Source organism: Lysinibacillus sp. PWR01 (assembly GCF_043359455.1).
GTDB classification, from domain to species: Bacteria; Bacillota; Bacilli; order Bacillales_A; family Planococcaceae; genus Lysinibacillus; species Lysinibacillus fusiformis_F.
This window is the reverse complement of record NZ_JBHERJ010000073.1, coordinates 96,674-119,130: the sequence shown is the minus strand read 5'-3', so window position 1 is coordinate 119,130 and position 22,457 is coordinate 96,674. Positions and strand designations below refer to the sequence as shown.

The following is a 22,457-nucleotide window of genomic DNA, read 5'->3' as shown; positions in this document are numbered from 1 at the left end:
ATTAGTGACTATGTGTTTCTTCAGTTCCATGCTGGTCCTCACTATGTTGTTCATGGTCCCCTTTTTCTTGCATCATTTTTTCACGACGTTCTTTTGCTGCTTGTTTAATTACGTCTAATTCTTCAACTTTTGCGGTTGGATTTTCTGAAATATAAGCTTTTGCATCTTCTTCAAAGGCAAAGAATATATACCCCCAGTTCATAGGGGATTTCATATCCGTTTTAACAGCTGTAGCTTCCTCAACATCTATCCAATTTAATGTTATATAATCTCTCACAAATTTTTCATTCGTTTGATTTTGAACCAACTCCGCATTTAATAAACAGCCAATGTCGTCAAAAAATGCAATCGATCCATCAGGTTTAACAGATTGCGCAGAAAAAACGCCTAGGTCATGGTCCTTTGTATATACTTTCATATTACACATTTCACAAACAGTATCCTCTGCTGGCTCTTGTAGACGATCATCTATTTCCCACTCAGCAGTGGATGCTAAATATGTAACTTCATTTTTGGGTTGTTCTGAATCAACCTCTTCTTGTTTTGGTTCCTGGACTGTTTCTTTGTTTGTGCCTGCTGTACTATCATCATTACATGCATATAGAGCTAGCATAAATGGAACAACGAGAAAAATTTTCTTCATTCCTTTACCTCCTGAGTAATTATTTTACTAGATATATATACCTTACTAAAAAATTGTGAAAAAACTTAGAAATATAAGTGACAATAATATTCTTTTTATAAAAGTAAAAATGGATAAAATGTACTAAGTGAAGATTATAGCTTATTACACAACTTTATTTGTTCTGAACTCTCTTGGATGAAAATGGACTTTGAATATTAAAATTAAACTCTTATTTTTCTACAATGACTTGTATGACACGGCGAGTATTTTTTTGAAGTGAAGCTTCATGTTGCGCTACCTCCCCAGTGAAGTAATGTTTTAGCTTATAGCGCCTAGCCCACCTTAATATATCCTCAGCATTATATAAATAAGCCATATCGTTTGGTCCTCCTGTATTGTATAAAAGCTGTGCATACTCATACACCTCAAACATAAAAACACCATTGAATTTTATAGAATTCATTATTTTATCTAATACCACTAATTGGAATTTATGTTTGAAATGACCGAAAACCATTATTGCACCATCATAATTTTCTTGAGGTAACTCATACTCTATTAATTCCACTCTCTTTGTTACGATTGATACGCCATTCATTCTTGCTAATAACTGTACTTTAGCTAGACCATATAAAGTCGAATCATAAACCGTTACTTGGTGTCCAAGTTTGGCTAGAAAAACCGCATTCGCTCCCTCATTTTCTGCATAAGCCGCAATCTTAGCTTGTTTAGGTAAATACTGGACCGATGAGGTGATAAATCGATTTGCTTCAGTTCCATATACATATAATGGTGGACTAGTTTGGTCACTCCGAACACTCATTTCCTTAACCCCCTATTTGTAAAAAGCTTCATCTCTTGACTATATTGTTCCTTTTAATACGACTATTATAAAAAAAATTTGAGAAATTCAAATGAACTTTAAGCAACAAAAAATAGAATTTCATTAGTATAACTTATAGGCTGCTATAAAAAACAGGGCTAATAAAGAAAGCAATGTGTAAAGAAATTCTTGTTACTTAAACTATTTTGACAAAATAATGAAATATAGTTCTTTTCAATTTCACATATTACTCATTCGATTTTCAAAACTATTTAGTATGATTGCATTGCATTTGATTAAAAAATGAAAGGAAGAGGGTATTATGAATTTTCCATCCGTGGATTATACATGGTTTGGTAATGGCACTGTGATTGCTCTTATTGCAATAATTCATGTGATAATTAGCCATGGCGTCGCGATAGGTACATCTGTTTTAGTTGTATCGACTGAATATCGAGCGATGAAAAAGAAGAATGATAAATTAGATCAAGTAGCAAAAACAATGTTGAAGTGGGTTTTAATCATTACTACAACTATTGGAGCAATGACCGGAGTAGGCATTTGGTTTTCAACCACAGTCATACAACCAGATTCAATTTCTTCTTTATTGCGTATTTTTTTCTGGGCATGGGTGGTTGAATGGGGAGCGTTTATCTCAGAAGTAATTATACTTATTTTTTACTATTATACTTGGGATAAATGGAAAGAAGGCGAACGTAAACGTAAACATATCATGCTGGGCGTAGCACTAAGTGTTGCTTCATGGGTAACAATGGTGATCATTACGGGTGTCTTAGCTGCAAAATTAACACCAGGGCGTTGGATTGAAACATTCTCATTTTGGAATGCATTCCTCAATCCAACCTACTTCCCTTCACTTGGATTCCGCATGTTTTTAGCAATTATGCTAGCAATATCCTTAGTATCATTTTTTATCCGTTGGCGTATTAAAGATAAAGCTTTACGTACAGAAGTTATTCGTGTATTTGCTTTCTGGGGTGCTATCTCTTTACCTATGACTTTTATCACAGGGTTATGGTATTTATGGGCCATCCCAAATGAAGCTTATAATATGATTGTCTGGTCTACAGGGATGTCCGAGGTCATCTTCAAAAGTTTAAATATCTTAGGATTTAGTATACTTATTATTTTCTTAGTATGGCTTGTAAAAAGTCCAAAAACAGTCCCGTGGATTCTATCAATAGCAGTGATGTTCTCATCCATCGGTTTTATTGGGGAATTTGAAGTAGTAAGGGAAACTGTAAGAAAACCCTATATTATCTATAACTATATGTATGCGAATGGGATGTTAGCAAAAAATGAAGAAAAACTTCAAAAAGAAGGTTATTTGGCCAATGCGACGTGGGCAAAAGAAAAAGTAGTAAACGAAAATAATATGGTTGAAGCGGGTAGAGATGTATTCGTTGGTCAATGTATTACCTGTCATACAATAGATGGATGGAGAGATACAAGAGCCTTGTCTAGTAGAATGGAAGGTTGGGATAAGGAAGCCATTATGTCCTTTGTTCCGAATATGCATTTTGCACAAGTAGCAATGCCTCCATTTATGGGGACTGAAAAAGAAATTGAAGCTTTAGCTACTTATATTTTAACAGTACTTGAAGAGGAAGAAGAGGTGTCTATAAAATGAACTATTTAAGTTTTGCTTTAATTTCTTCAGATAATCCTTTACCAATACCTGCACCTATTGGATTACTTGAAATTCTTATCGTTGTAACATTCATTTTCCATATTATTTTTGTGAATTTTACAATCTCATTGACTGCAGGAGCTGTTGGATTAGAAATTACGAGTATGATCAAAAAAAATAGTTTATTTGATAAAATGGCGCAAATTTGTTCATTTCATGCTTCAATACATAAGAGTATTGCAGTCGTTCTAGGAGTTGGCCCATTACTGATTGTGAGTGTCTTGTATACACAATATTTTTATTCTTCAACTATACTAATAGGAAAGGCTTGGATGAGTTTATTAATCCAACTAATTACTGCATTTCTTCTGTTATACATTTACAAGTTTACTTGGGATAAATATCAAACCAAAAAATTACTTCATATTAGTATTGGTTTCTTGGCAATGTTGATTTTATTCTTTGTGCCTCTTATTTTTATTGTCAATGTAACTTCTATGTTATATCCTGATCGTTGGGGAGAAGCAAATGGTTTTTTTGAAAGCTTAGTTTACTATCCTCAAATCTGGCAACGTTACCTACATTTCATGCTAGCAAGTTTAGCAACAGGTGGATTTTATATGTTTGTCTATTTTACTTATCAGAAGCGAAAGCAGAATAGGTTAGAAGAACATGAACAATCATTAAAACTTCTTGGTGCAAAGATAGGCTTTTGGATTACAATTGTACAGTTGGTAGCTGGTTTCTTATTATTATTTTCATTTGATACGAATATTCGTATGCTTTATTTAGGCGAGGATTTATTGTTAACTTCTTTACTCATCATTTCTATTGTATTAACTGTTATACTTTGTATGTTACTATATGCAGCAGGCTATAAAGATTCTACTAGTTCTTTTCTAGCCTCTATAATTGTGTTCATTTGTGTAGTAGGTATAATGGGATGGATGCGACATGAATTAAGAGAAGCCTATTTATCCCCATATCTTGACGAACATCCACGAACAGAAGAAAGAATTGAATCTACCTCAGAATAAAATTAATTGTACCAATCATTTTTCTATATAACGTAATCCGCAATCCCGTTTTTCTATTAGGTTAAACGGGATTGCTATGTTATTAAAACAATATATCAATTCATTTGATTGAAAAGGTTTATCTTAAACTACGAGATAAAACTTCTGCTCATAGATAAAATCTAATGTAAATTGTAATGCACTCAAAATAGATTCACTATATAAATAACTCTGATCAATTTATCTTTTTATCATATTTTCCCCCTATTATAGGTTTACTTCAATTGTTGCTCTACTGTTATATTAAAAACTAAAAAGCCACACCTGTTTAGATGTGACTAGTAATACCATACTCAAGTATTAAGGTTACTTACGTACTTACATTTCACTTTATTTGTAAGCCCGAAATATAAAAAAAGCGCACCTTCTCGGTACGCACGTTGAATGGCCATCTATCCTATTTTTTCGGATAGATGGCTATTTTGCACATGTGACTTGGATTTCTTTCGACCAAGGCATGTAATTATTTAAAATCTCTGGTTGTTGGTGAATCGGTAAATTTGGCAATTCTGTCATTAACGTCACTAGGTATTGATAGAAATCGATGCCATTTGCTTTTGCCGTTTCAGCCAAACTTAAACAAATCGCATTTGCTTTAGCGCCTGCTTCACTAACAGAGAAAAGCCAGTTCTTACGACCAATCACATTTGGACGAATCGCATTTTCAGCTGGATTATTATCGATTTCAACTCGACCATCGAATAGAAAAGCCTTTAATCCATGTACACGATTTAATGTGTATTCGGCAGCTTTTGCGAGCGCATTTTTCCCGAAAAAAGGCGATTCGTCAACCCATTTTAGAAACTTCTCTACAATCGGCTTTGAATGTTTTTGCCTTGCTTTTCTGCGCTTACCTGGTGAAAGATGCTTAAATTGGCGTTCTAAATCATATAGTTGATCACAATAATCGACGCCAATTTTGCCGTTTTTGCTATCAGCTTTCAGCCAATAGCGTCGCACATGCGCCCAACAGTTGGCGAACGTAACGTCAGGTAGATTCCCGTATGCAGAATAACCATCACAAATCACAGTTCCTTGAAAACCAGCTGTAAAGTCTTCTAATACAGAACGGCTTCTCGATAAAGCGCTTTAAAAAAGAACGATGATCGGTCCTTGACTTGGCACGCTTCGGAACACCCAATTATAGGCGTTCGATTGACCGGATTTTCCGTCTGAACGTTTGATTATTTGCGCATAGGTTTCATCTACATGCAGAACAGATTTAGCTGTTAATGTCTGCTTCATCTGTTCATAAACCGGTAGAAGCCAATCTTCAGTTGCACGGATCACCCAGTTTGATAAGTTCTTATCATTCGTAAGCAGCCCATATCGTTCCCATTCCTTTACCTGACGGTAAAGAGGTAAGTATTGGATGAACTTATCATAGATGAGTTTTGCTAGAACGGTTGGTCCCGCAATGCTTCGCTGAATGGCAGCTTGTGGCGCTTTCCCACGTTTCATTTGTGCTTTTTGTGTGGCATCCATTTTACAGTGCCTGCACTCGTAGGCATGTTCAATATGCTGGATGCGCATCATTTTTGCCGGAATGAATTTTGCTTCTTCACGCGCAATAGTTGTACCGGCTTCAGTCATTTGGCCAAGGCAACAGTCGCATTGTGTATTGGCGGGGTGATGATGAATTTCTTCTATTTCAATCCCATCACGAAAAGAATCATTCCGTTTTTTCTTATGTAGTTTACGGACAACGGTATACGTAACAGTTGGCGTGCTTTGTTCTTCTGTGTGCTCAGATTCGTTAAAAGACGGATCGTCATCGAATAAAGAGCCTTGCCCGTCTGGTGCTTGATACTTTGATTTTTCTGATTTAGAGCCGTATAAAGCCTCGGTTAATTGGCGAACTTGTTCTGTTAGCACTTCAATTTGTTTCGATAAATCTTTGTTTTGGTTTTTCATATACGCAAGTTGTTCTTCAAGAAGTTGAATCACTTTTTCGTTAGAAGTGCTCATCAAATCATTCACCACATTTCATTCAATCTAAGTTATGGTTGATTATACCATCTTAGAAAGTAAATTTAAAAGACACCTTTTGCAGATTTCGCAATTGCCTTTGGTTGCTGAAGCGATAAACCTTCTAAAAGCCAGCGAAGTTCCTTTTGTGAAAGGTTACGTACTTCCTTTTCATCTTTTGGCCATTGCAGTTTGCCATTATCTAATCGTTTATAAAGTATGGCGAAGCCATCTCCATCAAAATACAAACATTTATAACGGTCTTTACTCGTTCCAGAAAATAAGAAGATGGAATCACTATATGGATCGAGTTTAAAAGAATCCTGAATGAGTGCTGCGAGACCGTCGATACCTTTACGCATATCGGTCTTACCGCAAATAATGTAGATGTTCTGCACGCTCGTAAAATCTTGCTTCATTGATTATTCAACTCCTTCAGGATCGTTTGGATGATGCGCTCATCTACGCCATTAAAGAAGGAAATTTCAGCACTAGTTGTTTTAATGATGCAGCTCGGCTCAGGAGAGTTTTGTGGTGAAGTTGTTGATAAAGAGTTGTCAGTGATCGGATCTAGTGTCACAGGGACAATTGTTAGTTTGGTAGTTGACATAAAGAAGCACCTCCTCTAATTTTTGATACATTTATCGTACAGGAGGTGCCTGTTTGTTTATATGCGTTATTTGATTACGGGCTTACCTTTATTTTACAATTTCTAATTGCTTAGCATTATAGATTAAAATATCCTGAACTGAATTTAAAGTTCCGTCTGGATAACTTCTTAATTCAACCAGTTTTGTTTTATCTGAAGCAGTTGCAAGGCCTTTCCCTTGTGGCATATGTGCGTTATCAACAATAAGATCTGGTTTTAGAGCTATAAGATCCTTTAGTTGAGCAGCCGTTAATTCCTCTGGACCATACTCCCCAACAACATCAAAACCAAACCATTTAACTAATGGAGTCATGTAAACTTGAGAAATCACTTTGACTTTGGATACATCTTGTTTTTTGGCCAATTGTTCTAGTTCTTCTACCACCTTATTAAACTCTTCTTCCCACTTGGCCTCCTCAGCTTGTGTACCCCAAATGTTCGCTAATTTTCTGGCTTCATTAAGGTAACCGTCAGGTGTATTATCTACTTCAATAACCGCTGTTAAATCCGAAGAAATATTTGAAGATTCAATCAATTTTTTCATAAATGGTTCATAACCAAGATAAATAATATAACTGTCAGTGATTTTTGACAAATCACTTGGGCGATAGTCATATTCTGGAGGATGACGTAATTCTAAAGGTGCTATGTAAGTCACATTCTTGGCACCAGCTGCTTTTGCTATCATTGCGGTTAAACTCGTAGAAGCCACTACACCTTTTACTTCTGAAAGGCTTACGGGTTTATTGCTTTGCTGATCAATGTATTTTCACTTTCCTTTGCATTTCCACATCCTGACAATGAAATAACAGTAAACAGAGAAAAATACATTATAGCTTTATTCCACTTCATCTCATAACCCCTTTTAATTCTTATTATTTAACGTCGGAACAGCAATGTGATTAGTAGTAAACTTACACCCACAATCGCAATTGTTGCCCCTATAGGAAAATCTAACATTATTGAAAGAAATAGACCTCCACAGGTTGTAAGCATGCCAAAAATAGAAGTCAAAAGTAACAATTGTTTGAAATCTCTTGAAATTCTTAGTGCTGATAGAGCAGGCAACAATATTATGGCGTCAATCATCAGTGCTCCAACAATTTTCATCACTATGCCAATAGCCAATCCAGTCATAAAGAGCAATATATTTTTTATTAACTCTGTTGGCATACCTAGCCATTCTGCCTGAACTTCATCGTAAAACAGTAGCTGAAGTTCTCGATAAAAGAAAAAATAGCACCCTACGACCATTAATGATAATACTGTTAGTAATATTAAATCCCACTTGGTCATGGTAAGTACGCTACCCGAAAACAACCCAAATACATCCATAGCTGGTATACCAGCACTATAAAATATTAGGAATGCTATAGCTATAGCACCGGTCATAAAAAAAGCGCCAATTAACCCTGTGTCCATCTTTAATTTTCGAGAAAAAGGCCCTAGTAATAGAGATCCCAACACAATACCACCCATAGCCCCTGTAATAGGGGTAGTACCAAACATTAAACCGATAGCTCCCCCGAGTAATGCCATATGCATAAGAGCAAATCGAATTGTAGTCAAATTCAACATCACTATTACAATACCCAGTAATGAAATAAAAGTTCCAGACAATATACATGCATATAATGCCTTTTGAAAAACCGGAAGTTCAAAATACTGCCATACATTCATCTTTTTTACCTCAACTCTTCATACATGCATCCATTTTGAAGACGAACTACTCGAGCACCAAATTGCTCTATTGCATCTTGTTCATGTGTTATTAGAATCACTGACATATTGTATAGGGTTCTTAATTCATTAACACATTGCTCTAACATAATACGAGACTCTTTGTCTAAATAAGTAGTAGGCTCATCAAGTAATAAAATTTTAGGTTCTCGTACTAAAGCACGTGCTATGTTAAGTCTCTGACGTTGTCCCCCTGAAAGCAACCGACAATCCTTGTCTTTCAGTTCAAATAAGCCAACTCTTTCAAGTAGCAAATTAGCCTTTTCTCTATCTTGTAATGAGGGGCGTCTACCAAAACCAAATGAGGTTCCCCATCTTCCTAGTAATACAGCTTCCTCCGCAGAAACGGGGAACTTTCCTGTAACAAGGGTTTGTGGAACATAACCAATCTGCGCACGCACCCAACGCTTATCAAATGATGAACTAATATTTCGACCAAGCATTAAACACTCGCCTTTTTGCCTTGGCAATAGTTGTAAAATCGCTCGTAGAAAAGTGGTTTTCCCTACCCCATTCTCACCAACTACTGCTACTGCTTCACCCATTCGCACATTAAAATCTAAATTACGAAGGATTGGTTTCTTAGTATATCCTCCTGTTAACCCTACTATTTTAATGGCATTTTCATCTTTCCAACAATTAGAATCCTTTCTCATTCCTCCTCAGTCTCCTTAGAATTATCCGTAATTGAAAAAAATTATCTTGTTTAAATGATAGTTACTTATTTCCTCCTTAAAATGGTTTAAAAGACAACTCTTTCCCAAAGTTAGGATATCATATATATGTGAAATAAAAATGAGGTTAGTATGTGATTAAAGTGAAATATATACATAAGGAAAAATAATAATTAAAGTTATATAACTATATCTTATTTGTGAAATAAAATGAGATATAGTTATATAAAATAGAATCAATTTTACTGTATATAAAAAGCTGTCAATTTGAAGATGATTGTTCAAATTGACAGCTTACTTTTATTTTTGAAATGGATTTTTCCCATGGAATAATAATTGTTGTATTGTTTATATATTATGATAAATAGAATGTGTAATATCACCTATATAGACGTAATCTCACTCACTATAAGCTTTAATGATTAAGTCCAAGCAACTTTTCATAAAGTGGTTGTTCTAAATATTTGAGGTTGACCTTGATTTTATGTAAAAGTTCCATTCCCTCTAACCAATAGACCTTCATGAAAACTCTTTGGTAATACAGGCATTAAATCATGTAACGGCTTAGCAAAGTCTGTTTATTAATAAACGTTTACTTCAGAACTAACTTCATTCTTTTAGATAGATGGCATCTAAATTTTTCTTGTTTATGTATTACAAAGTAAGCTGAAAATAATGACAAGTAGAATAGTTATGAACTATTGTATGACTAAACCTCCATAGTTCCAATCTATAGTTCATAGCGATTCTCATCCAAAGAACCTAATCTGAATAGGATATTAAAGTTCTATTTATTCTTTCAATCTTTGTATGTATTCTATATTTCATTAGCTATATTGAATACCAAACGAACTTCATTTCCACTTTTGTCTTTTATAAGGTTTTGTAAGATCATAATCAATTCTTTTTTTCAAAATATTTATTATCGAAATTTAGAGTATCAAATTTAAAGATGCTACTTGGTGTTTCTTCCAAACCTTCTGTAATCTTTTCTAAGGTCTGTACTATCTCTATTACTTTGTAATTTCTTATTGAACTAACCTGCCTCGTTAGCTTAAGTACACTGTTTCACAAACTCACATCAAAATTAACTTAAAATCCTATTTTTAATTTAGAAGTGTTATTCAATTAAATGGACATTTCATGAAGAAAGACGCTTTCCTTATTTCAGAAAAGCTTCCGATTGTTGAAGATCGTTAATGAACAAAAGCACCTAGTTAGTTCAATAAGAAAAAAAGAGCTGCATACACAATCAATGATTTTTAACTAATCATTAACATATATTTACCCCTAATTCATTCATAGATTTGTTATTTATAGTTTTCAAGATAGTTTCCTTTTTCAAAAATTTCTTTTGCACTGAGGGCAGTCCATTCCTCTGAGGTTACATTTGGGTGCAAATCAAGATAGGATTTTACCATTTTATAGCCCTCACTGTAACCATAACGATTAGGAAGGCCATTACCTCCCAGTATAATTTCGTAAGCCCGATTAAGATCATGCTTTTCGAGATCTACTACAATTTTTGACCAATAATATTTGTTGTATGTTGAATAAATTGGAACATAATAAATATCAGGATAAACTAACTTTTCAAACATAAACGCCTTTCCTTCAAATATTAGGCTATCCAAAACGGTAAAAGATGGAGCATTACGTAAGTACTTCTCTGTCCAAACACTATGATGATATTCGTGAGCCATGCTAGACCTTAAAACATCTTTTTTATAATATTTGTTGTAAAGTACTATTATTTTTCCTGCCCCCACAGTAGTCATTAGTGTATTTGTATTTGTGGCAGGAAAAACACATACAGTTGTTTCATTTCCAGATGGAAGAAGATCAGAAGATTTTAAAAGGGCTTCCTTAATAATTTTTTCAGTTTCTTCCCTATCAATTTTTTCACTTAATAGTTGATTTTCTGTTAAAAGGTCGGGAGCTACATTTAGAATTTCATCTGCCATATTAGGATATTCACCATTCTCAAAACAAGCACTATATACGGGTTTAATTACCTCTTCATTATAAATTTCCAATTGTGATTGTTTTGGATTAATTTCAACTTTATCTGCATAGTTTTGATAAAGTTTATAGGCATTGACTATTTTAAATTTTTGACCTGTTTGTGGGTGTTCGAATGATAAAACGATACTTTCAATATCTTGCTTTGCTTTCGATTCTTCAGCTTGTGTGCAGGAAATAATTATTAGAAGAAATATGACAACTGTTTTTTTGATAATTTTTCAAATAAAATCCCCCTATGTAAAAAAACAGACTATTCGCCCAATTATTTTACCATATTTTAGTATTAATTCTCGTATTACTTTGAATTTCTTATTGAACTAATCTGCCTCGTTACCTTAAGTACACTGTTTCACAAACTCACATCAAGATTAATATAAAATCCTATTTTAAGTTTAGAAGTGTTATTCAATTAAATGGCCCTTTCATGAAAAGGGACACTCTCCTATTCAAGGAAAGCGCCCGATTGTTGAACAAGAAGTTTAGTTTCTAAATAAAGCGATATTTCCGTGAAAATTGCGTGATAACCAAAATACTTGTTAACCCAACAACGAGATACCATATTGTAATAAAAGGAACTATGTACATAAATACACCAAATAAAATAGCTGTTAAAAAGCTAACTGTAATTGATTGTACATTCGTAATTTTATCTTGAATTAAATAATATAAAGTGAATGGTAGAGCTAAAGTAAATAACGGAATATAAATTGTTACAATAGATGATTTAATGAGGGATATTGAAAGCACGGCTATTATGAAACCTATTGACGTAGTAAGCGTTCTTCCCATAAATGCTTTACCAGTAAAATAGCCGTATAGCAGAATAAACATAAGCGTTAAACTGGAACAAATCCCCGTTATTAAAACAAATGGATGACCTATGACGAGAGCTGCTATTGAGATAAAAACTAAAGAAACGAATGGCAATAGCAATATTGAAGGATTTTGCACTTTTTCTACATTCATTACATTTGTAAAACTTACAAGAAGTAATAAAGTAAATGGAACCGTCAAATATCCTAATTCAAAGTTATTACCTAGACTAATATGATTAACCTTGAGGTTTCCAACCATTATGATTACAAGTGACGCACTGATTTGACCAAGCATCGCCCAAGTGCTTGATAATTTAAAAGCTTGAGTAAGCTTATCCGTAATTACAATTGAAACGACACCAATAAATAAAGCTAAATATACCAAATTCTCCCCTCCCAAAGTAATTCTTTAGAAATACTCAAAGTTAAATATTCCAATTCTAAATTATACAGTATATGTAAAAATAAATAAATACTAACTAAACCGCCCTGTTAGCTTAATTATATTGTTTTACAAACTCACATCAAGATTAACATAAAATCCTATTTTTAATTTAGGAGTGTTATTTAATTAAATGGCCCTTTCATGAAGAAAGACGCTTTCCTTATCACAGAAAAGCGCCCGATTGTGGAAGATCACTATTCAATTAAAGGCACTGTAATTGAAGTATAGTAACGATAAAAATTCAGTTTTAAAGCGTCGAATATACAGGTTAACACATCGTTTCAACAGCAATTCCTGGGTTTTGCCCTCTTTTCAAATTTTCATTTGGTAACGTTATTAGGTTTATTTATGTATACGTTATAAATCCTTGTTTAACTATTATCTCTACACTATGTTTCTAAAATTAGGACGAGGTTAAAAAAGAAGAAGTGGCTGGGACAAAAAGAAAAAATGCTAGACCAAGATATAATTTGGTCTAACATTTTTTGATTTAGGAAGGCATTTTTAACTTCTTGAAGTGAAAAAGCTAATATCCAATTTTATTGTTTTTCAATATAATCGAGTTCTGTCCCAACCTCTTTCTTAAACCGAAGGACTCTTTTGCTTAATAAGAAATGCCTTATTCAAATACAACCATTTCTCCGACATCTATAAACCCAAAGCGCTTATAGATATTTTTTCCATCATCTGATGCTTGTAAGACAACGGGTTTTTGTTTATCTTTTGTTTGAGTAAGAAGGTATTGAAACATTTCACTGCCATATCCTTTACCTCTAAATGTTTCTTTTGTCATTACATCATAAATACCATAACTTTCTTTGCTATCTATTAGTAAACCAGTAGATACAGTTATTTCACCGACGCGTCCAATAAACATTTGAATTTCTGAACCTAAATTTACTTCAGAAAACTTATTAAAATAATTTTCTAGCGCATCTTTTTCTGGTGTACCTTCAAATAGGCTTATAAAGACCTCTTTATATTCCTTAAGTTCTTCAAAATTCCCCACACGAGTAATCATAAGCTGATGGGAATTTCTTTGACCGGCATTAAGAGTATTTTCAAGTTTCATCATTACATTACGTTCTGCTTCTTTTAGATTGTATTCTTGCATCAAGTCTTGCCAACCAGCGTTCAAATACCGAGAGTCAATCCACGTACTAAAAGGATATTTTTTTAGAGACATATTTTCTATGCTACTTCTAATATTAAATGCATTTTTTATATGTGAAGCTTTCGGCAAAAGTATATTGAATGTATCCGTGGGTATTTCTGTATTCGCCAAAACGAAATCTTCTTCTTTGATAAGTTTTCCATTAACTGCACGAGTAAATATTCTTAATTTTTCTTCCAGGTTGTTTATAACTAATTGTTGATTTGCAATCATTTCTTTGCTCCTTCCAATTACTACAGCGCGCGCTTTTTTTATTATAGGGGCAATTCAATAATAATAATACATTGTTCACAATTTTTATATCCTCCCATAATTTTCAGAAAACTTAAAGCATACTTGTTTATGTACTCCATAATCTTGCTAATTGTTAAAAAACAACTCACATTGTTGATTATTTTAATTCTTCTTATTCCACTGAAACCCATTAGTTTAAGTACATTTGTTCAAAATATCTTTAGTATACAGCCTAATCGGTTATTCAAGAATATGGCCCTTTAACGGAAAAAGGCCCTTCCCTTATTCAAGGAAAGCGCCCGATTGTTGAATAACAGAGAAGTTTCAAAAAGCCGATATAGTTAAAGAAGCAATTATTAAACATTTAAAACAAGTATTGCAAATGCAAGGATTTTGGTCTCTTTCAAAACTTGCATTTGGGAATGTTACTAGTTTATTTATGTATACGTTATAAATCCTTGTTACACTAAAGCGCCCCTATCTACAGTATATCAAGAAATTCGAGGTTTACTTTTATCTCAAAATTAGGGATTTGTGGAAATTTTTTATTAATATTTTTTCAAAGGTAAGAAGTATATTTACATTTTATGTATAATTGGTAATTTGTAACAAAATAAAGAAATAAAAAGGAGGTTTTTTATGTCGAAGGTGAAAAAATTCTTTTTACCAGTATTAATGATTTTTGCTACCTTTTTCTATAGTTTACCTCAAACTACAGTTTCCGCGCTAACTAACGACGCTCCGGGTATTGTTCAAGTTATCGGCTCTGCGGCTGAGGAAAAGATTGATGCAACGTTTCGTTTAGTCGAAGAAGGTAAAGGGACTGTAGCTCCTACGTCTGCTCTTAGATTGGAAGGTTCAATTGTGTACACTGTCGGTGGTGGAGTTACAGCTGTTTCAATTCCTTTGCATGGGGATTATAGCCTTTCTAGTAACATCACGGTGTTCTTCGATGAGGATGATAACGTATTACAGACAAATGAAATGTTTCTTACCAAGAATGTACTAGGAAACTTCCAGGTTTCGACGTATTTGAATGGAACGCTTGTTAAATCTCAGGATATTGGGATTGCTTATATGACGGATGAGGAATTGCTTGCAGAAGAGCCCTCTATGATTCAACCGAGGAGTGTAGGCGATGTGGCAACTTGTCTTGTAGTAGCCATGGATATTGGTGGTACGCTGGCTTATGCCATTGCGGTTGCGTGTGGCGGTTCGTGTGCAGCACCAACACCAGTAACTGCAGTGATATGTGCTGCATGTATTGGTGCATATGCAGTTCTTGGTGCTGGTACTATTGCTGGAGCAGTATCTTGTTTTAATTATCTATGAGGTGATTCAATGAACAAGGTTTTGGCGTTTTTGATCTTGGGAATGGGTTTTACTGGATCCGTTTTAATAATCTCAGTCGTGCTATTGTTCAAATCTCGAACCGGAATAGTGTTGCAGATTGCTGTCGCCTCATCATTTGTTTTAGCGGTGTTCACTGTCTGGGCTCTAGTAATACGAAAGCGCTTTGAGAACGAATTAAAGTGAAAAACGTTGTGTTAAAAAGGGGGATTTGCCCTCGGTTTTCGACAAAAGGCATCGAGTTTTACTTTTCTCGGTGCCTTTGTCTTTTTTTCTTTGATTATTCTGGCTCGGCATAAAGAACATTGCCTTCTCTTTCAAATTCCCTTACATAATACTTCGATTAATTTTAATATAAACCTTCCCAAAGCGTCATTAGATAACATTTCATAAAAGTCTTTTATTCCACAATATGGCCCTATTAATGAAAAAGGCACAATTCCTTTTCAAGAATTGCGCCCGATTATTTCATATGTCTTCGAAATAGCGGTAATGAAAATAAATAAATTTTATATAAAGGAAATATCCTCTTGAAAGTAGAATATTACCCTACAACTATAATTAACTATTCCGATGAGGAGGATTCATGTGCGTCCACGACCATTATTTATTGAAAATCCAGAGCATGATAGGTATGTTAGTCTTGTGCCAGATGGAAATATTGAAGAGATACTTAATAAGCAACGAGCTAAGACCCTTACCCTCTTAGGCAGCGTATCAGAGGAGTTAGCAAGTAAGACGTACGCACCAGGGAAATGGACTTTAAAAGAAGTGATTGGGCATATGACCGACTCGGAACGTGTGATGTCATATCGAATGCTTGCCATTGCACGAAATGAAATTGTACCACTCCCAGCAATGGATCAGGATCAATACGTTTCTGCGGCAAACTTCAACAAATTATCATGGGAACAGTTACTAGCTGGTTTAGACACCGTACGCTCCAACACGTTAAGCCTGATTTCAACTATTGATGAAGCTGCTTGGGTTCGTAATGGGACTGTAATGAACAGCCCAGTTTCAGTAGGTACCATTGTATATGGCATTGTCGGACACGAGTTACACCATATGAAAGTGATTAGCGATAAATACTTATAAATCTCTTTCTATTAATGAAAAAACCTAATTTTTCATTTAATACTGAGAAATTAGGATTTTTAATAGTGAACCTTACTTAGCGTTATAAATCCGCATTTTCCTGACGTTATCCCTATTTATAAATTATCATTTCTTATTCAATTATATGTCCCTATAATGATCGAGCGCTGATCCTTATTACAGAACCGCGCCCGATTGTTGAGTAGTCTATTTACTAAATTTGAAAGGGAGAACCCAAAACAGGCTCTCCCTTATTTTTATTTTACTTGTTTATATATTTGATAACAGCCATTTCCTTTCCAAATCGGTCACCATTATCAATAAATCCTAAACTGGCATATAAGTGATGTGCTTCCTGATTTTCCGGATGATAACCAACAACAATTCTTTCTGCATCTGGCAACTTACTCATCTCTGAAATCATTAGCTTTGTCGCAGCTTTCCCTATACCTTTACCTTGAAAATTCTCATCAATCATTATCCTAAATACCCAATATCCATCAAGTTCCTCTTTTTCAGTGTTAAACATAAGGAAACCCACTACTTTATCTTTATAGTAAATTGCAAAAGGTTTTAATGAAGGTTCAAACTTTGATTGGGCAATTGATCTGGCGTTTGACTCCAAATACTCCGTTTGTTTCGCGGATAATTTCAATTCACAGCATTCATACCAGTTCTCTTCGTTCAATTCTACGATTTTCACATTACTTGTAAGCATATATTTTCCCCTTTCAAATTTCGGGGAAACGCTAAGTAAACTTTGTTAGTTAGGCGTTATCCCCTTTAAGTTCTTCAGTAAAAAAGTTTTTTTGTTTGTCATAATGAACGCCTCCCTTAATAAAATAATGTCTAAAAAACAATATTATGGAAATATTTAGACAATGTAATTATACCATATTCTTTTCCACAATATGGCCCTTTCATGAAGAAGGACGCTTTCCTTATTCCAGAAAAGCGCCCGATTGGGAGTTAGTTTAAGAAGAAAGGCAAAACTAATAAAGAATAGTACATAATTATGATACGTTTCACCTTAGTGTAGTTAATTTCCATTATATATCCTTACCATCGATTCTTCGCTATTTTCACCAAAACAACGTATAATAAGAGAAACAGAAGAAGAATTCATTTTTCCTCTAGTTAAAAAAAGAGGTGCAATTACTTGAAACAATTTGAAACAGCATTACCTGAGCAGTATGAAACATTAAAAAAACAGGCCAATTATACGTCTAGCTGGCGAGAGCGTTTAGACGCAGTCGAAAAATTATCAGCTTATCAACATGACAAAATCATAGATTTATTAAAAAATCGTATGCAGCATGATACTGTCAACAAGGTGCAATTAGCAGCCTATGAAGCACTTGCGGCGTTTGGCGAGGACGTAGAGAAGCCATCACCTGCACGTTTTGATATTATCAAAGGAACAGACAAAATTTTCCTGCGTGTTAAAAAGAGCTTGCCGAAGGACCATACAGTGGCAGACTTTGCGGATAAACTAAAACGCATGCGTTTAGATGTTTTTGATGCGTATGAAGGCGACAAAGGTGAGCAATTTATGAACTGGTTAGAGGAACGTTGGGCAAAACTATAATCAGCAGTTTTGCGATTTATGAAGGAAAGTCATTCTCTCCGCTTGTGTAGGGAATGACTTTTTCTTATCTTACGCTGCGGTTCATCGAAACGAATATTAAATTGTCTTACTTCTTTTCTTTGATCATCTATCTTTATTGTTTAATGATAAAACAAACACCTTATAAAACTAACTTTAGTTTAAGTGAAAATCTTCACAATTTCTTTGCTCCAAAACAATTTTGTTTAAATGTGTTACTCAAGAAAATGGCCCTATAATGAGATCGAGCGCATCTAGCTGCTGTAGGAGTTGTTCTAACTGCTCATTTTTCTCACGTAATAATAGAATTTTTTCTGGATAACGACCGTCTGCTATATCAATATCTATTGATCTTGCTTGCTGCTTATATTTTCTTAAATAACCAAAACACTTATTGACAACAATCCCTCATATACCTTGCATAAAAATTTGTATAGATAATGTTCATACATAAAGCCACAAAACACTGATTTAACAGCGCTCATGGCTTTTTCAAGTGTTTCCAAAAATTTGATTTGGGAACGTTATTTTGTATGTGTTATATTATACTTAGTTAAAGGTCGTTAAATTATCTGATATAGTATTTAAAAAATCTTTTTCAAATTTATAATAAAATTTACCCTCTGTCTCACTTAATGTTATTGAATCCGTTTGCATTCCGTTGCTTAAAGAAACCAATTTTATTGAATGAATTTCTGGCTGATTTTCTAACAATGAATCAAGTGATGTATTCGTTTCCATTTGAGTAAACATTTCTTTTAATTGTACTGGTGGCATTTCAGCTTCCATTTTATTAATTATAGCTTGCAATAGATTTACGAGATTTTCTTCATTTAGATTTACACCTTCTGTGGCTGCCATCAATAATGCGATAACTTCTTCACCGCTAAAACTCTGTAATCCTTTTTCAAATTCAAATGCTACTTGTGTGATTGCTCTCACTCGAATATCTTCTGGCAAATCGTATTCTAATCCATTTACAGAATCAATGAGCGTTGAAATAGTTTCCACATCAATTACTGAATAATAATCAATTGGTAATGCTAATAATTTTGAAACAGTCGTTTTTACATTATCAGCGCCCCCATATTTATATGCAAACAATAATTTATCGTACAAAGGTGTCCCATCATTATTAGTCGATACTGGTGCATATGTCTCAGCAGGGAATGATACAACTTTCATCATCTTTTTATCTTTATTATAAGTAAGTAATAGATTTAGATAAATTCTATTATCCATCTCCTTTGATTTCACCGTAATTAATGTAGTTGAAACCTTCTCTTCTTCAACCACTTGGTTACTTGCAGTACGTATGTTAGATTCTTTAGTCAGATTTCCAGGGAGTAATGATGGCAAAAATAAAAATAAACATAGACCTATTATTAATATAGAAACTGTTACTGGTGCGAATTTTTGTAGGAAAATAGGTGACTTTTTTTGCATATGAGAATCCCTGTCTATTTTCTTAATTTGTTCAAATACTTTTTGACGATCTTCTTTCGTAAATTGTAGTTCTTGATTCAACTTATTAGAAAAGTGAGTTTTTGAACGTTTCTCATTCATTAACTTCTGCCTCCTTTATCATCGACTCTAATCGTTGTTTTGCTCTTCTTAATCGAGTTTTCACTGTATTTACTGAAACATCTAAAACATTGGCAATTTCATCAGTCGTCAATGAATCGTAGTAGTATAGATAAACCACTTCCCAATATACTTTTGGAAGAGAAAAAATCGTATCTTTAATTTCTTCATTATTGTATTTATCAAGTACTGTTTTTTCTGTTGAAGGTAATATTGACTTCGCCGTTTCATTAATAAAACTTTTTACGTGTACCATTTTGTAATTCCAACTTTTCAAATAGTCCTTACATTCGTTAATGGTAATACGATAAAGCCATGTTTTAATTTGTGCGTCAAAGCGAAATGAATCAAGGCTTTTGTAACATTTGATAAACGTATTTTGAACCATGTCCTTCGCAATCTCTGCATCTTTCACATATGAAAAGGCCAATCGTACCAACTCATTACCATAATCAATCATCAATTTTTCTAGTATGAAATCATTTTCTTCTCTATCCAATCTACTTCCCTCCTTCTCAACCTGCTCCCAAATTCTTCTATTAGACGATTATCAATTCAAGAAAGGTTCAATTTTTAAAAATAACTCCGAAATATCCGTTACCGACTTGTAACAATTGCGAGTGTAAGCGCTGAGAATAGGCGGGCGTTGGATTTGTTAATTATTTGATCAATCTTTCCATAAATTCTATTGATTGCTCCTTTTATAAATTATCAATGTCTGAATTATAGACGCGATTTCTTTGAAAGTGAATGACTCCTGTCTAACCATTTATTCTTCTCTCCTACTATTTCATAAGAATAGAGTAGCATTGTAATAATGTTGGATTTAATTAATGATATCAGAGCAAATCTAAAGAGCATGTTTTGAAAAAGATTGTTCAAAACATGCTCTTATTTAATGGGGCAGATTAAATTCTTTATAGAAAAGTCTGATTATTATTAAAAAACCCTTGTTGTGCTATAGCACTTGTTAATTAAAATATGATTCTTCACAAATTCTTCGTTATTCGTAATAAGTAACAGATTACCTTTTTTATAAATTAATTCAAAGTGTTCAGTAAAACACTAACCAAGTATATTTTTTTGCTATTCCATCTAAAGAGGCTTTCATTTTTCTTTCAATTACTTTAATATCGATAAGGGCACCCCAAAAAAGATAGAGGTGCTAATATGTACGGTATTATTAATTATGAAATGTTTTTATTAACAGGGATATTATTAAATCTAATCCCAGGTGCTGATACCATGTATATTGTTGGTAGAAGTATTTCACAAGGTAAAAGAGCTGGTGTTTATTCTGTATTCGGTATTATTACTGGCTCCTTGGTTCATACGTTATTTGTTGCTTTTGGCTTATCGCTTATTCTAACAAAATCGATTGTATTATTTAATACCATAAAGATTATTGGTGTTATTTATCTCGTTTATCTAGGAATTAAAATGATACTTGATAAATCAAACATAGGTTTTGAAGCGTCATCAAGTAAATTAAACTTAAGAAAAATTTATATACAAGGTCTTTTAACAAGTCTAACGAATCCCAAAGTCTCGTTATTTTTTATTGCTTTTCTTCCGCAGTTTATAGATATTAAAGCATCAGGTCCTGCTCCTTTTTTAATTTTAGGGCTTACATTTACAGCAACTGGACTCCTATGGTGTTTATTTGTTGCTTATTTCTCCTCGTACGTTACTAAAAAACTAAGAGGAAACCAAAAATTAGGTATGATTCTGAATAAAATAACAGGAATGATATTTATTTGTATGGGGTTAAAGCTACTTCAAACAAAAGCTCCACATTAAACTTGTAAAATAAAGCAATGCCCCCTTAATGAACAGTCCTTTCAAATTTGAAGGGACTGTTTCTTAATTAATATCCGCTCGTTTACTGCCGACTTTATTTCTGACATTCATTCAATATAGTGATGAAATTTATAGTTTCCCTTTAGTATATATGTTTAAGTACCATTGATAGTACTATCTTTCCCATACTATTTCCTTTTAAAAACAGAAAATGGATATATAAAACTGATTCTATTAATCAATTCTTTGAACTTTTAACTAGAAAATCACTTCTTAATATAAAGAATTATCTAACAAGAATATTAGATACGGATCATACATATATTGATTTTAGTATTTCATTAAAACAGAACTATTAATCACTTCTTAATATAAAGAATTATCTAACAAGAATATTAGATACGGATCATACATATATTGATTTTAGTATTTCATTAAAACAGAACTATTATTATCCTAATGATGGAATTAGAATATAAGCAAAAATTTTCTATAAAGATAGGATGATGACAATTATTGAAAAATCGGTTCTTGCTATGGTTATATTACGTGTATTGTCTGGAAGTATTGAAGTAAGTGCTGGATTGTTGATGCTAAAGTTGAATAATTTAGAAAAAGCATTCTATATTAATACAATGCTTGCATTGGTTGGTCCAACAGTTTTAATCGTAACGACAGCAATTGCCTTATTTGGACTAGCTGATAAAATTCCTGTGACGAGAATCATTTGCTTATTTACCGGTATCACACTTATTATTATTAGCTCACATATTAAGTAATATGGACATCCCATTTATTAGCCATCATTTTCCGTCATTTTTGAACAATATTTTATTGTAGCGTGTGATAACGCTGCATTTTTTTATGTATAGGTACCTCTACATGCACAAATTTATATTGAGTGTATTGCAAGCACTTATTCGGTTGTGGCATTGGTTGACCGTTACATCCTCTCTCATTCAGTGTCATTAACTCAATAACCCTTTTAGCTTTACATAACTCTTCTAGCCCTTCTATTCTTGCTGCATCTGCTGACTTAGATTAGATTTTTGTCTAGACAATTGTTGCACTGAATATTTTATTCGTCTTAAGAAGAATCTAGATAAAACGATAAATTATG

General features: G+C 33.5%; 20 protein-coding genes and 1 pseudogene. 7 read left to right on the top strand and 14 right to left on the bottom strand.

The window, feature by feature from the left end:
* Position 1: 1 nt before the first annotated feature.
* Positions 2-643 carry a nitrous oxide reductase accessory protein NosL gene (locus tag ACEVFT_RS15275; protein WP_393950604.1) on the bottom strand — a complete coding sequence of 214 codons (642 nt, stop codon included), beginning with the start codon at positions 641-643 and terminating at the stop codon, positions 2-4.
* A gap of 211 nt (positions 644-854) precedes the next feature.
* Positions 855-1,448, bottom strand: coding sequence for a class I SAM-dependent methyltransferase (locus tag ACEVFT_RS15270; RefSeq protein WP_393950603.1), 594 nt, complete (start codon positions 1,446-1,448; stop codon positions 855-857).
* 322 nt (positions 1,449-1,770) lie between these two features.
* On the opposite strand from ACEVFT_RS15270, the gene ACEVFT_RS15265 reads away from it, so the two are divergent.
* Together ACEVFT_RS15265 and ACEVFT_RS15260 are read left to right on the top strand one after the other, a co-directional pair.
* A complete protein-coding gene (locus ACEVFT_RS15265; RefSeq protein WP_393950602.1) occupies positions 1,771-3,099 on the top strand; it encodes a c-type cytochrome in 1,329 nt (442 codons plus the stop codon).
* Positions 3,096-4,136 carry a cytochrome ubiquinol oxidase subunit I gene (locus ACEVFT_RS15260; RefSeq protein WP_205443622.1) on the top strand — a complete coding sequence of 347 codons (1,041 nt, stop codon included), beginning with the start codon at positions 3,096-3,098 and terminating at the stop codon, positions 4,134-4,136. The genes ACEVFT_RS15265 and ACEVFT_RS15260 overlap by 4 nt, the downstream gene beginning before the upstream one ends.
* Positions 4,137-4,592: 456 nt before the next feature.
* On the opposite strand, the pseudogene tnpC reads toward ACEVFT_RS15260, so the two are convergent.
* The 9 genes and pseudogenes from tnpC to ACEVFT_RS15210 all read right to left on the bottom strand — a co-directional run bounded on the left by tnpC (position 4,593) and on the right by ACEVFT_RS15210 (position 13,878).
* Positions 4,593-6,143: pseudogene (tnpC, locus tag ACEVFT_RS15255) on the bottom strand (IS66 family transposase).
* 65 nt (positions 6,144-6,208) lie between these two features.
* Positions 6,209-6,562 (bottom strand): IS66 family insertion sequence element accessory protein TnpB, encoded by a 354-nt coding sequence (gene tnpB / locus ACEVFT_RS15245; RefSeq protein WP_068982733.1) that lies wholly within the window; start codon positions 6,560-6,562, stop codon positions 6,209-6,211.
* Complete coding sequence (locus ACEVFT_RS15240) at positions 6,559-6,753, bottom strand: hypothetical protein (RefSeq protein ID WP_393950601.1); 195 nt, start codon at positions 6,751-6,753, stop codon at positions 6,559-6,561. Before ACEVFT_RS15240 ends, tnpB begins: the two co-directional genes overlap by 4 nt.
* Positions 6,754-6,841: 88 nt before the next feature.
* Positions 6,842-7,480, bottom strand: coding sequence for a hypothetical protein (locus ACEVFT_RS15235; RefSeq protein ID WP_393950600.1), 639 nt, complete (start codon positions 7,478-7,480; stop codon positions 6,842-6,844).
* A gap of 191 nt (positions 7,481-7,671) precedes the next feature.
* Positions 7,672-8,472 carry a metal ABC transporter permease gene (locus ACEVFT_RS15230; RefSeq protein ID WP_205443625.1) on the bottom strand — a complete coding sequence of 267 codons (801 nt, stop codon included), beginning with the start codon at positions 8,470-8,472 and terminating at the stop codon, positions 7,672-7,674.
* Between the two features lie 5 nt (positions 8,473-8,477).
* Complete coding sequence (locus ACEVFT_RS15225) at positions 8,478-9,188, bottom strand: metal ABC transporter ATP-binding protein (protein ID WP_205443627.1); 711 nt, start codon at positions 9,186-9,188, stop codon at positions 8,478-8,480.
* A gap of 1,328 nt (positions 9,189-10,516) precedes the next feature.
* The gene (locus ACEVFT_RS15220) at positions 10,517-11,446 is read right to left on the bottom strand and encodes a DUF2268 domain-containing putative Zn-dependent protease (protein WP_205447513.1); all 930 of its coding nucleotides are present in this window, start codon (positions 11,444-11,446) and stop codon (positions 10,517-10,519) included.
* A 271-nt stretch (positions 11,447-11,717) separates the two neighbouring features.
* Positions 11,718-12,431: an MraY family glycosyltransferase gene (locus ACEVFT_RS15215; RefSeq protein WP_205443628.1), complete on the bottom strand. Its 714-nt coding sequence runs from the start codon at positions 12,429-12,431 to the stop codon at positions 11,718-11,720.
* Between the two features lie 679 nt (positions 12,432-13,110).
* Positions 13,111-13,878 carry a GNAT family N-acetyltransferase gene (locus ACEVFT_RS15210; protein ID WP_205443630.1) on the bottom strand — a complete coding sequence of 256 codons (768 nt, stop codon included), beginning with the start codon at positions 13,876-13,878 and terminating at the stop codon, positions 13,111-13,113.
* A 660-nt stretch (positions 13,879-14,538) separates the two neighbouring features.
* Between ACEVFT_RS15210 and ACEVFT_RS15205 the strand changes: the two genes are divergently transcribed.
* Positions 14,539-15,231 (top strand): hypothetical protein, encoded by a 693-nt coding sequence (locus ACEVFT_RS15205; protein WP_205443631.1) that lies wholly within the window; start codon positions 14,539-14,541, stop codon positions 15,229-15,231.
* Positions 15,232-15,837: 606 nt separating this feature from the next.
* Positions 15,838-16,347, top strand: coding sequence for a DinB family protein (locus ACEVFT_RS15200; protein ID WP_393950598.1), 510 nt, complete (start codon positions 15,838-15,840; stop codon positions 16,345-16,347).
* A 262-nt stretch (positions 16,348-16,609) separates the two neighbouring features.
* Here the strand turns inward: ACEVFT_RS15200 and ACEVFT_RS15195 are convergent, their stop codons facing one another.
* Positions 16,610-17,065 (bottom strand): GNAT family N-acetyltransferase, encoded by a 456-nt coding sequence (locus ACEVFT_RS15195; RefSeq protein ID WP_205443634.1) that lies wholly within the window; start codon positions 17,063-17,065, stop codon positions 16,610-16,612.
* Between the two features lie 441 nt (positions 17,066-17,506).
* Between ACEVFT_RS15195 and ACEVFT_RS15190 the strand changes: the two genes are divergently transcribed.
* Positions 17,507-17,935, top strand: coding sequence for a HEAT repeat domain-containing protein (locus tag ACEVFT_RS15190; RefSeq protein WP_342440551.1), 429 nt, complete (start codon positions 17,507-17,509; stop codon positions 17,933-17,935).
* Positions 17,936-18,502: 567 nt separating this feature from the next.
* Here ACEVFT_RS15190 and ACEVFT_RS15185 read toward each other — a convergent pair.
* Both ACEVFT_RS15185 and ACEVFT_RS15180 read right to left on the bottom strand, forming a co-directional pair.
* A complete protein-coding gene (locus tag ACEVFT_RS15185; protein ID WP_393950597.1) occupies positions 18,503-19,519 on the bottom strand; it encodes an LCP family protein in 1,017 nt (338 codons plus the stop codon).
* Positions 19,512-20,036, bottom strand: coding sequence for a sigma-70 family RNA polymerase sigma factor (locus tag ACEVFT_RS15180; RefSeq protein WP_393950596.1), 525 nt, complete (start codon positions 20,034-20,036; stop codon positions 19,512-19,514). The genes ACEVFT_RS15185 and ACEVFT_RS15180 overlap by 8 nt, the downstream gene beginning before the upstream one ends.
* Positions 20,037-20,707: 671 nt before the next feature.
* On the opposite strand from ACEVFT_RS15180, the gene ACEVFT_RS15175 reads away from it, so the two are divergent.
* Together ACEVFT_RS15175 and ACEVFT_RS15170 are read left to right on the top strand one after the other, a co-directional pair.
* Complete coding sequence (locus ACEVFT_RS15175; protein WP_393950595.1) at positions 20,708-21,337, top strand: LysE family translocator; 630 nt, start codon at positions 20,708-20,710, stop codon at positions 21,335-21,337.
* Between the two features lie 503 nt (positions 21,338-21,840).
* Positions 21,841-22,116 carry a YqhV family protein gene (locus tag ACEVFT_RS15170; RefSeq protein WP_009371666.1) on the top strand — a complete coding sequence of 92 codons (276 nt, stop codon included), beginning with the start codon at positions 21,841-21,843 and terminating at the stop codon, positions 22,114-22,116.
* Positions 22,117-22,457: the final 341 nt, after the last annotated feature.

What these genes read in the sequence shown, in the direction of transcription:
- ACEVFT_RS15275 (WP_393950604.1), bottom strand. Translation starts at nt 643, where the DNA reads ATGAAGAAAATTTTTCTCGTTGTTCCATTTATGCTAGCTCTATATGCA.
- ACEVFT_RS15270 (WP_393950603.1), bottom strand. Translation starts at nt 1,448, where the DNA reads ATGAGTGTTCGGAGTGACCAAACTAGTCCACCATTATATGTATATGGA.
- ACEVFT_RS15265 (WP_393950602.1), top strand. Translation starts at nt 1,771, where the DNA reads ATGAATTTTCCATCCGTGGATTATACATGGTTTGGTAATGGCACTGTG.
- ACEVFT_RS15260 (WP_205443622.1), top strand. Translation starts at nt 3,096, where the DNA reads ATGAACTATTTAAGTTTTGCTTTAATTTCTTCAGATAATCCTTTACCA.
- tnpB (WP_068982733.1), bottom strand. Translation starts at nt 6,562, where the DNA reads ATGAAGCAAGATTTTACGAGCGTGCAGAACATCTACATTATTTGCGGT.
- ACEVFT_RS15240 (WP_393950601.1), bottom strand. Translation starts at nt 6,753, where the DNA reads ATGTCAACTACCAAACTAACAATTGTCCCTGTGACACTAGATCCGATC.
- ACEVFT_RS15235 (WP_393950600.1), bottom strand. Translation starts at nt 7,480, where the DNA reads ATGATAGCAAAAGCAGCTGGTGCCAAGAATGTGACTTACATAGCACCT.
- ACEVFT_RS15230 (WP_205443625.1), bottom strand. Translation starts at nt 8,472, where the DNA reads ATGAATGTATGGCAGTATTTTGAACTTCCGGTTTTTCAAAAGGCATTA.
- ACEVFT_RS15225 (WP_205443627.1), bottom strand. Translation starts at nt 9,188, where the DNA reads ATGAGAAAGGATTCTAATTGTTGGAAAGATGAAAATGCCATTAAAATA.
- ACEVFT_RS15210 (WP_205443630.1), bottom strand. Translation starts at nt 13,878, where the DNA reads ATGATTGCAAATCAACAATTAGTTATAAACAACCTGGAAGAAAAATTA.
- ACEVFT_RS15205 (WP_205443631.1), top strand. Translation starts at nt 14,539, where the DNA reads ATGTCGAAGGTGAAAAAATTCTTTTTACCAGTATTAATGATTTTTGCT.
- ACEVFT_RS15195 (WP_205443634.1), bottom strand. Translation starts at nt 17,065, where the DNA reads ATGCTTACAAGTAATGTGAAAATCGTAGAATTGAACGAAGAGAACTGG.
- ACEVFT_RS15185 (WP_393950597.1), bottom strand. Translation starts at nt 19,519, where the DNA reads ATGAATGAGAAACGTTCAAAAACTCACTTTTCTAATAAGTTGAATCAA.
- ACEVFT_RS15175 (WP_393950595.1), top strand. Translation starts at nt 20,708, where the DNA reads ATGTACGGTATTATTAATTATGAAATGTTTTTATTAACAGGGATATTA.
- ACEVFT_RS15170 (WP_009371666.1), top strand. Translation starts at nt 21,841, where the DNA reads ATGATGACAATTATTGAAAAATCGGTTCTTGCTATGGTTATATTACGT.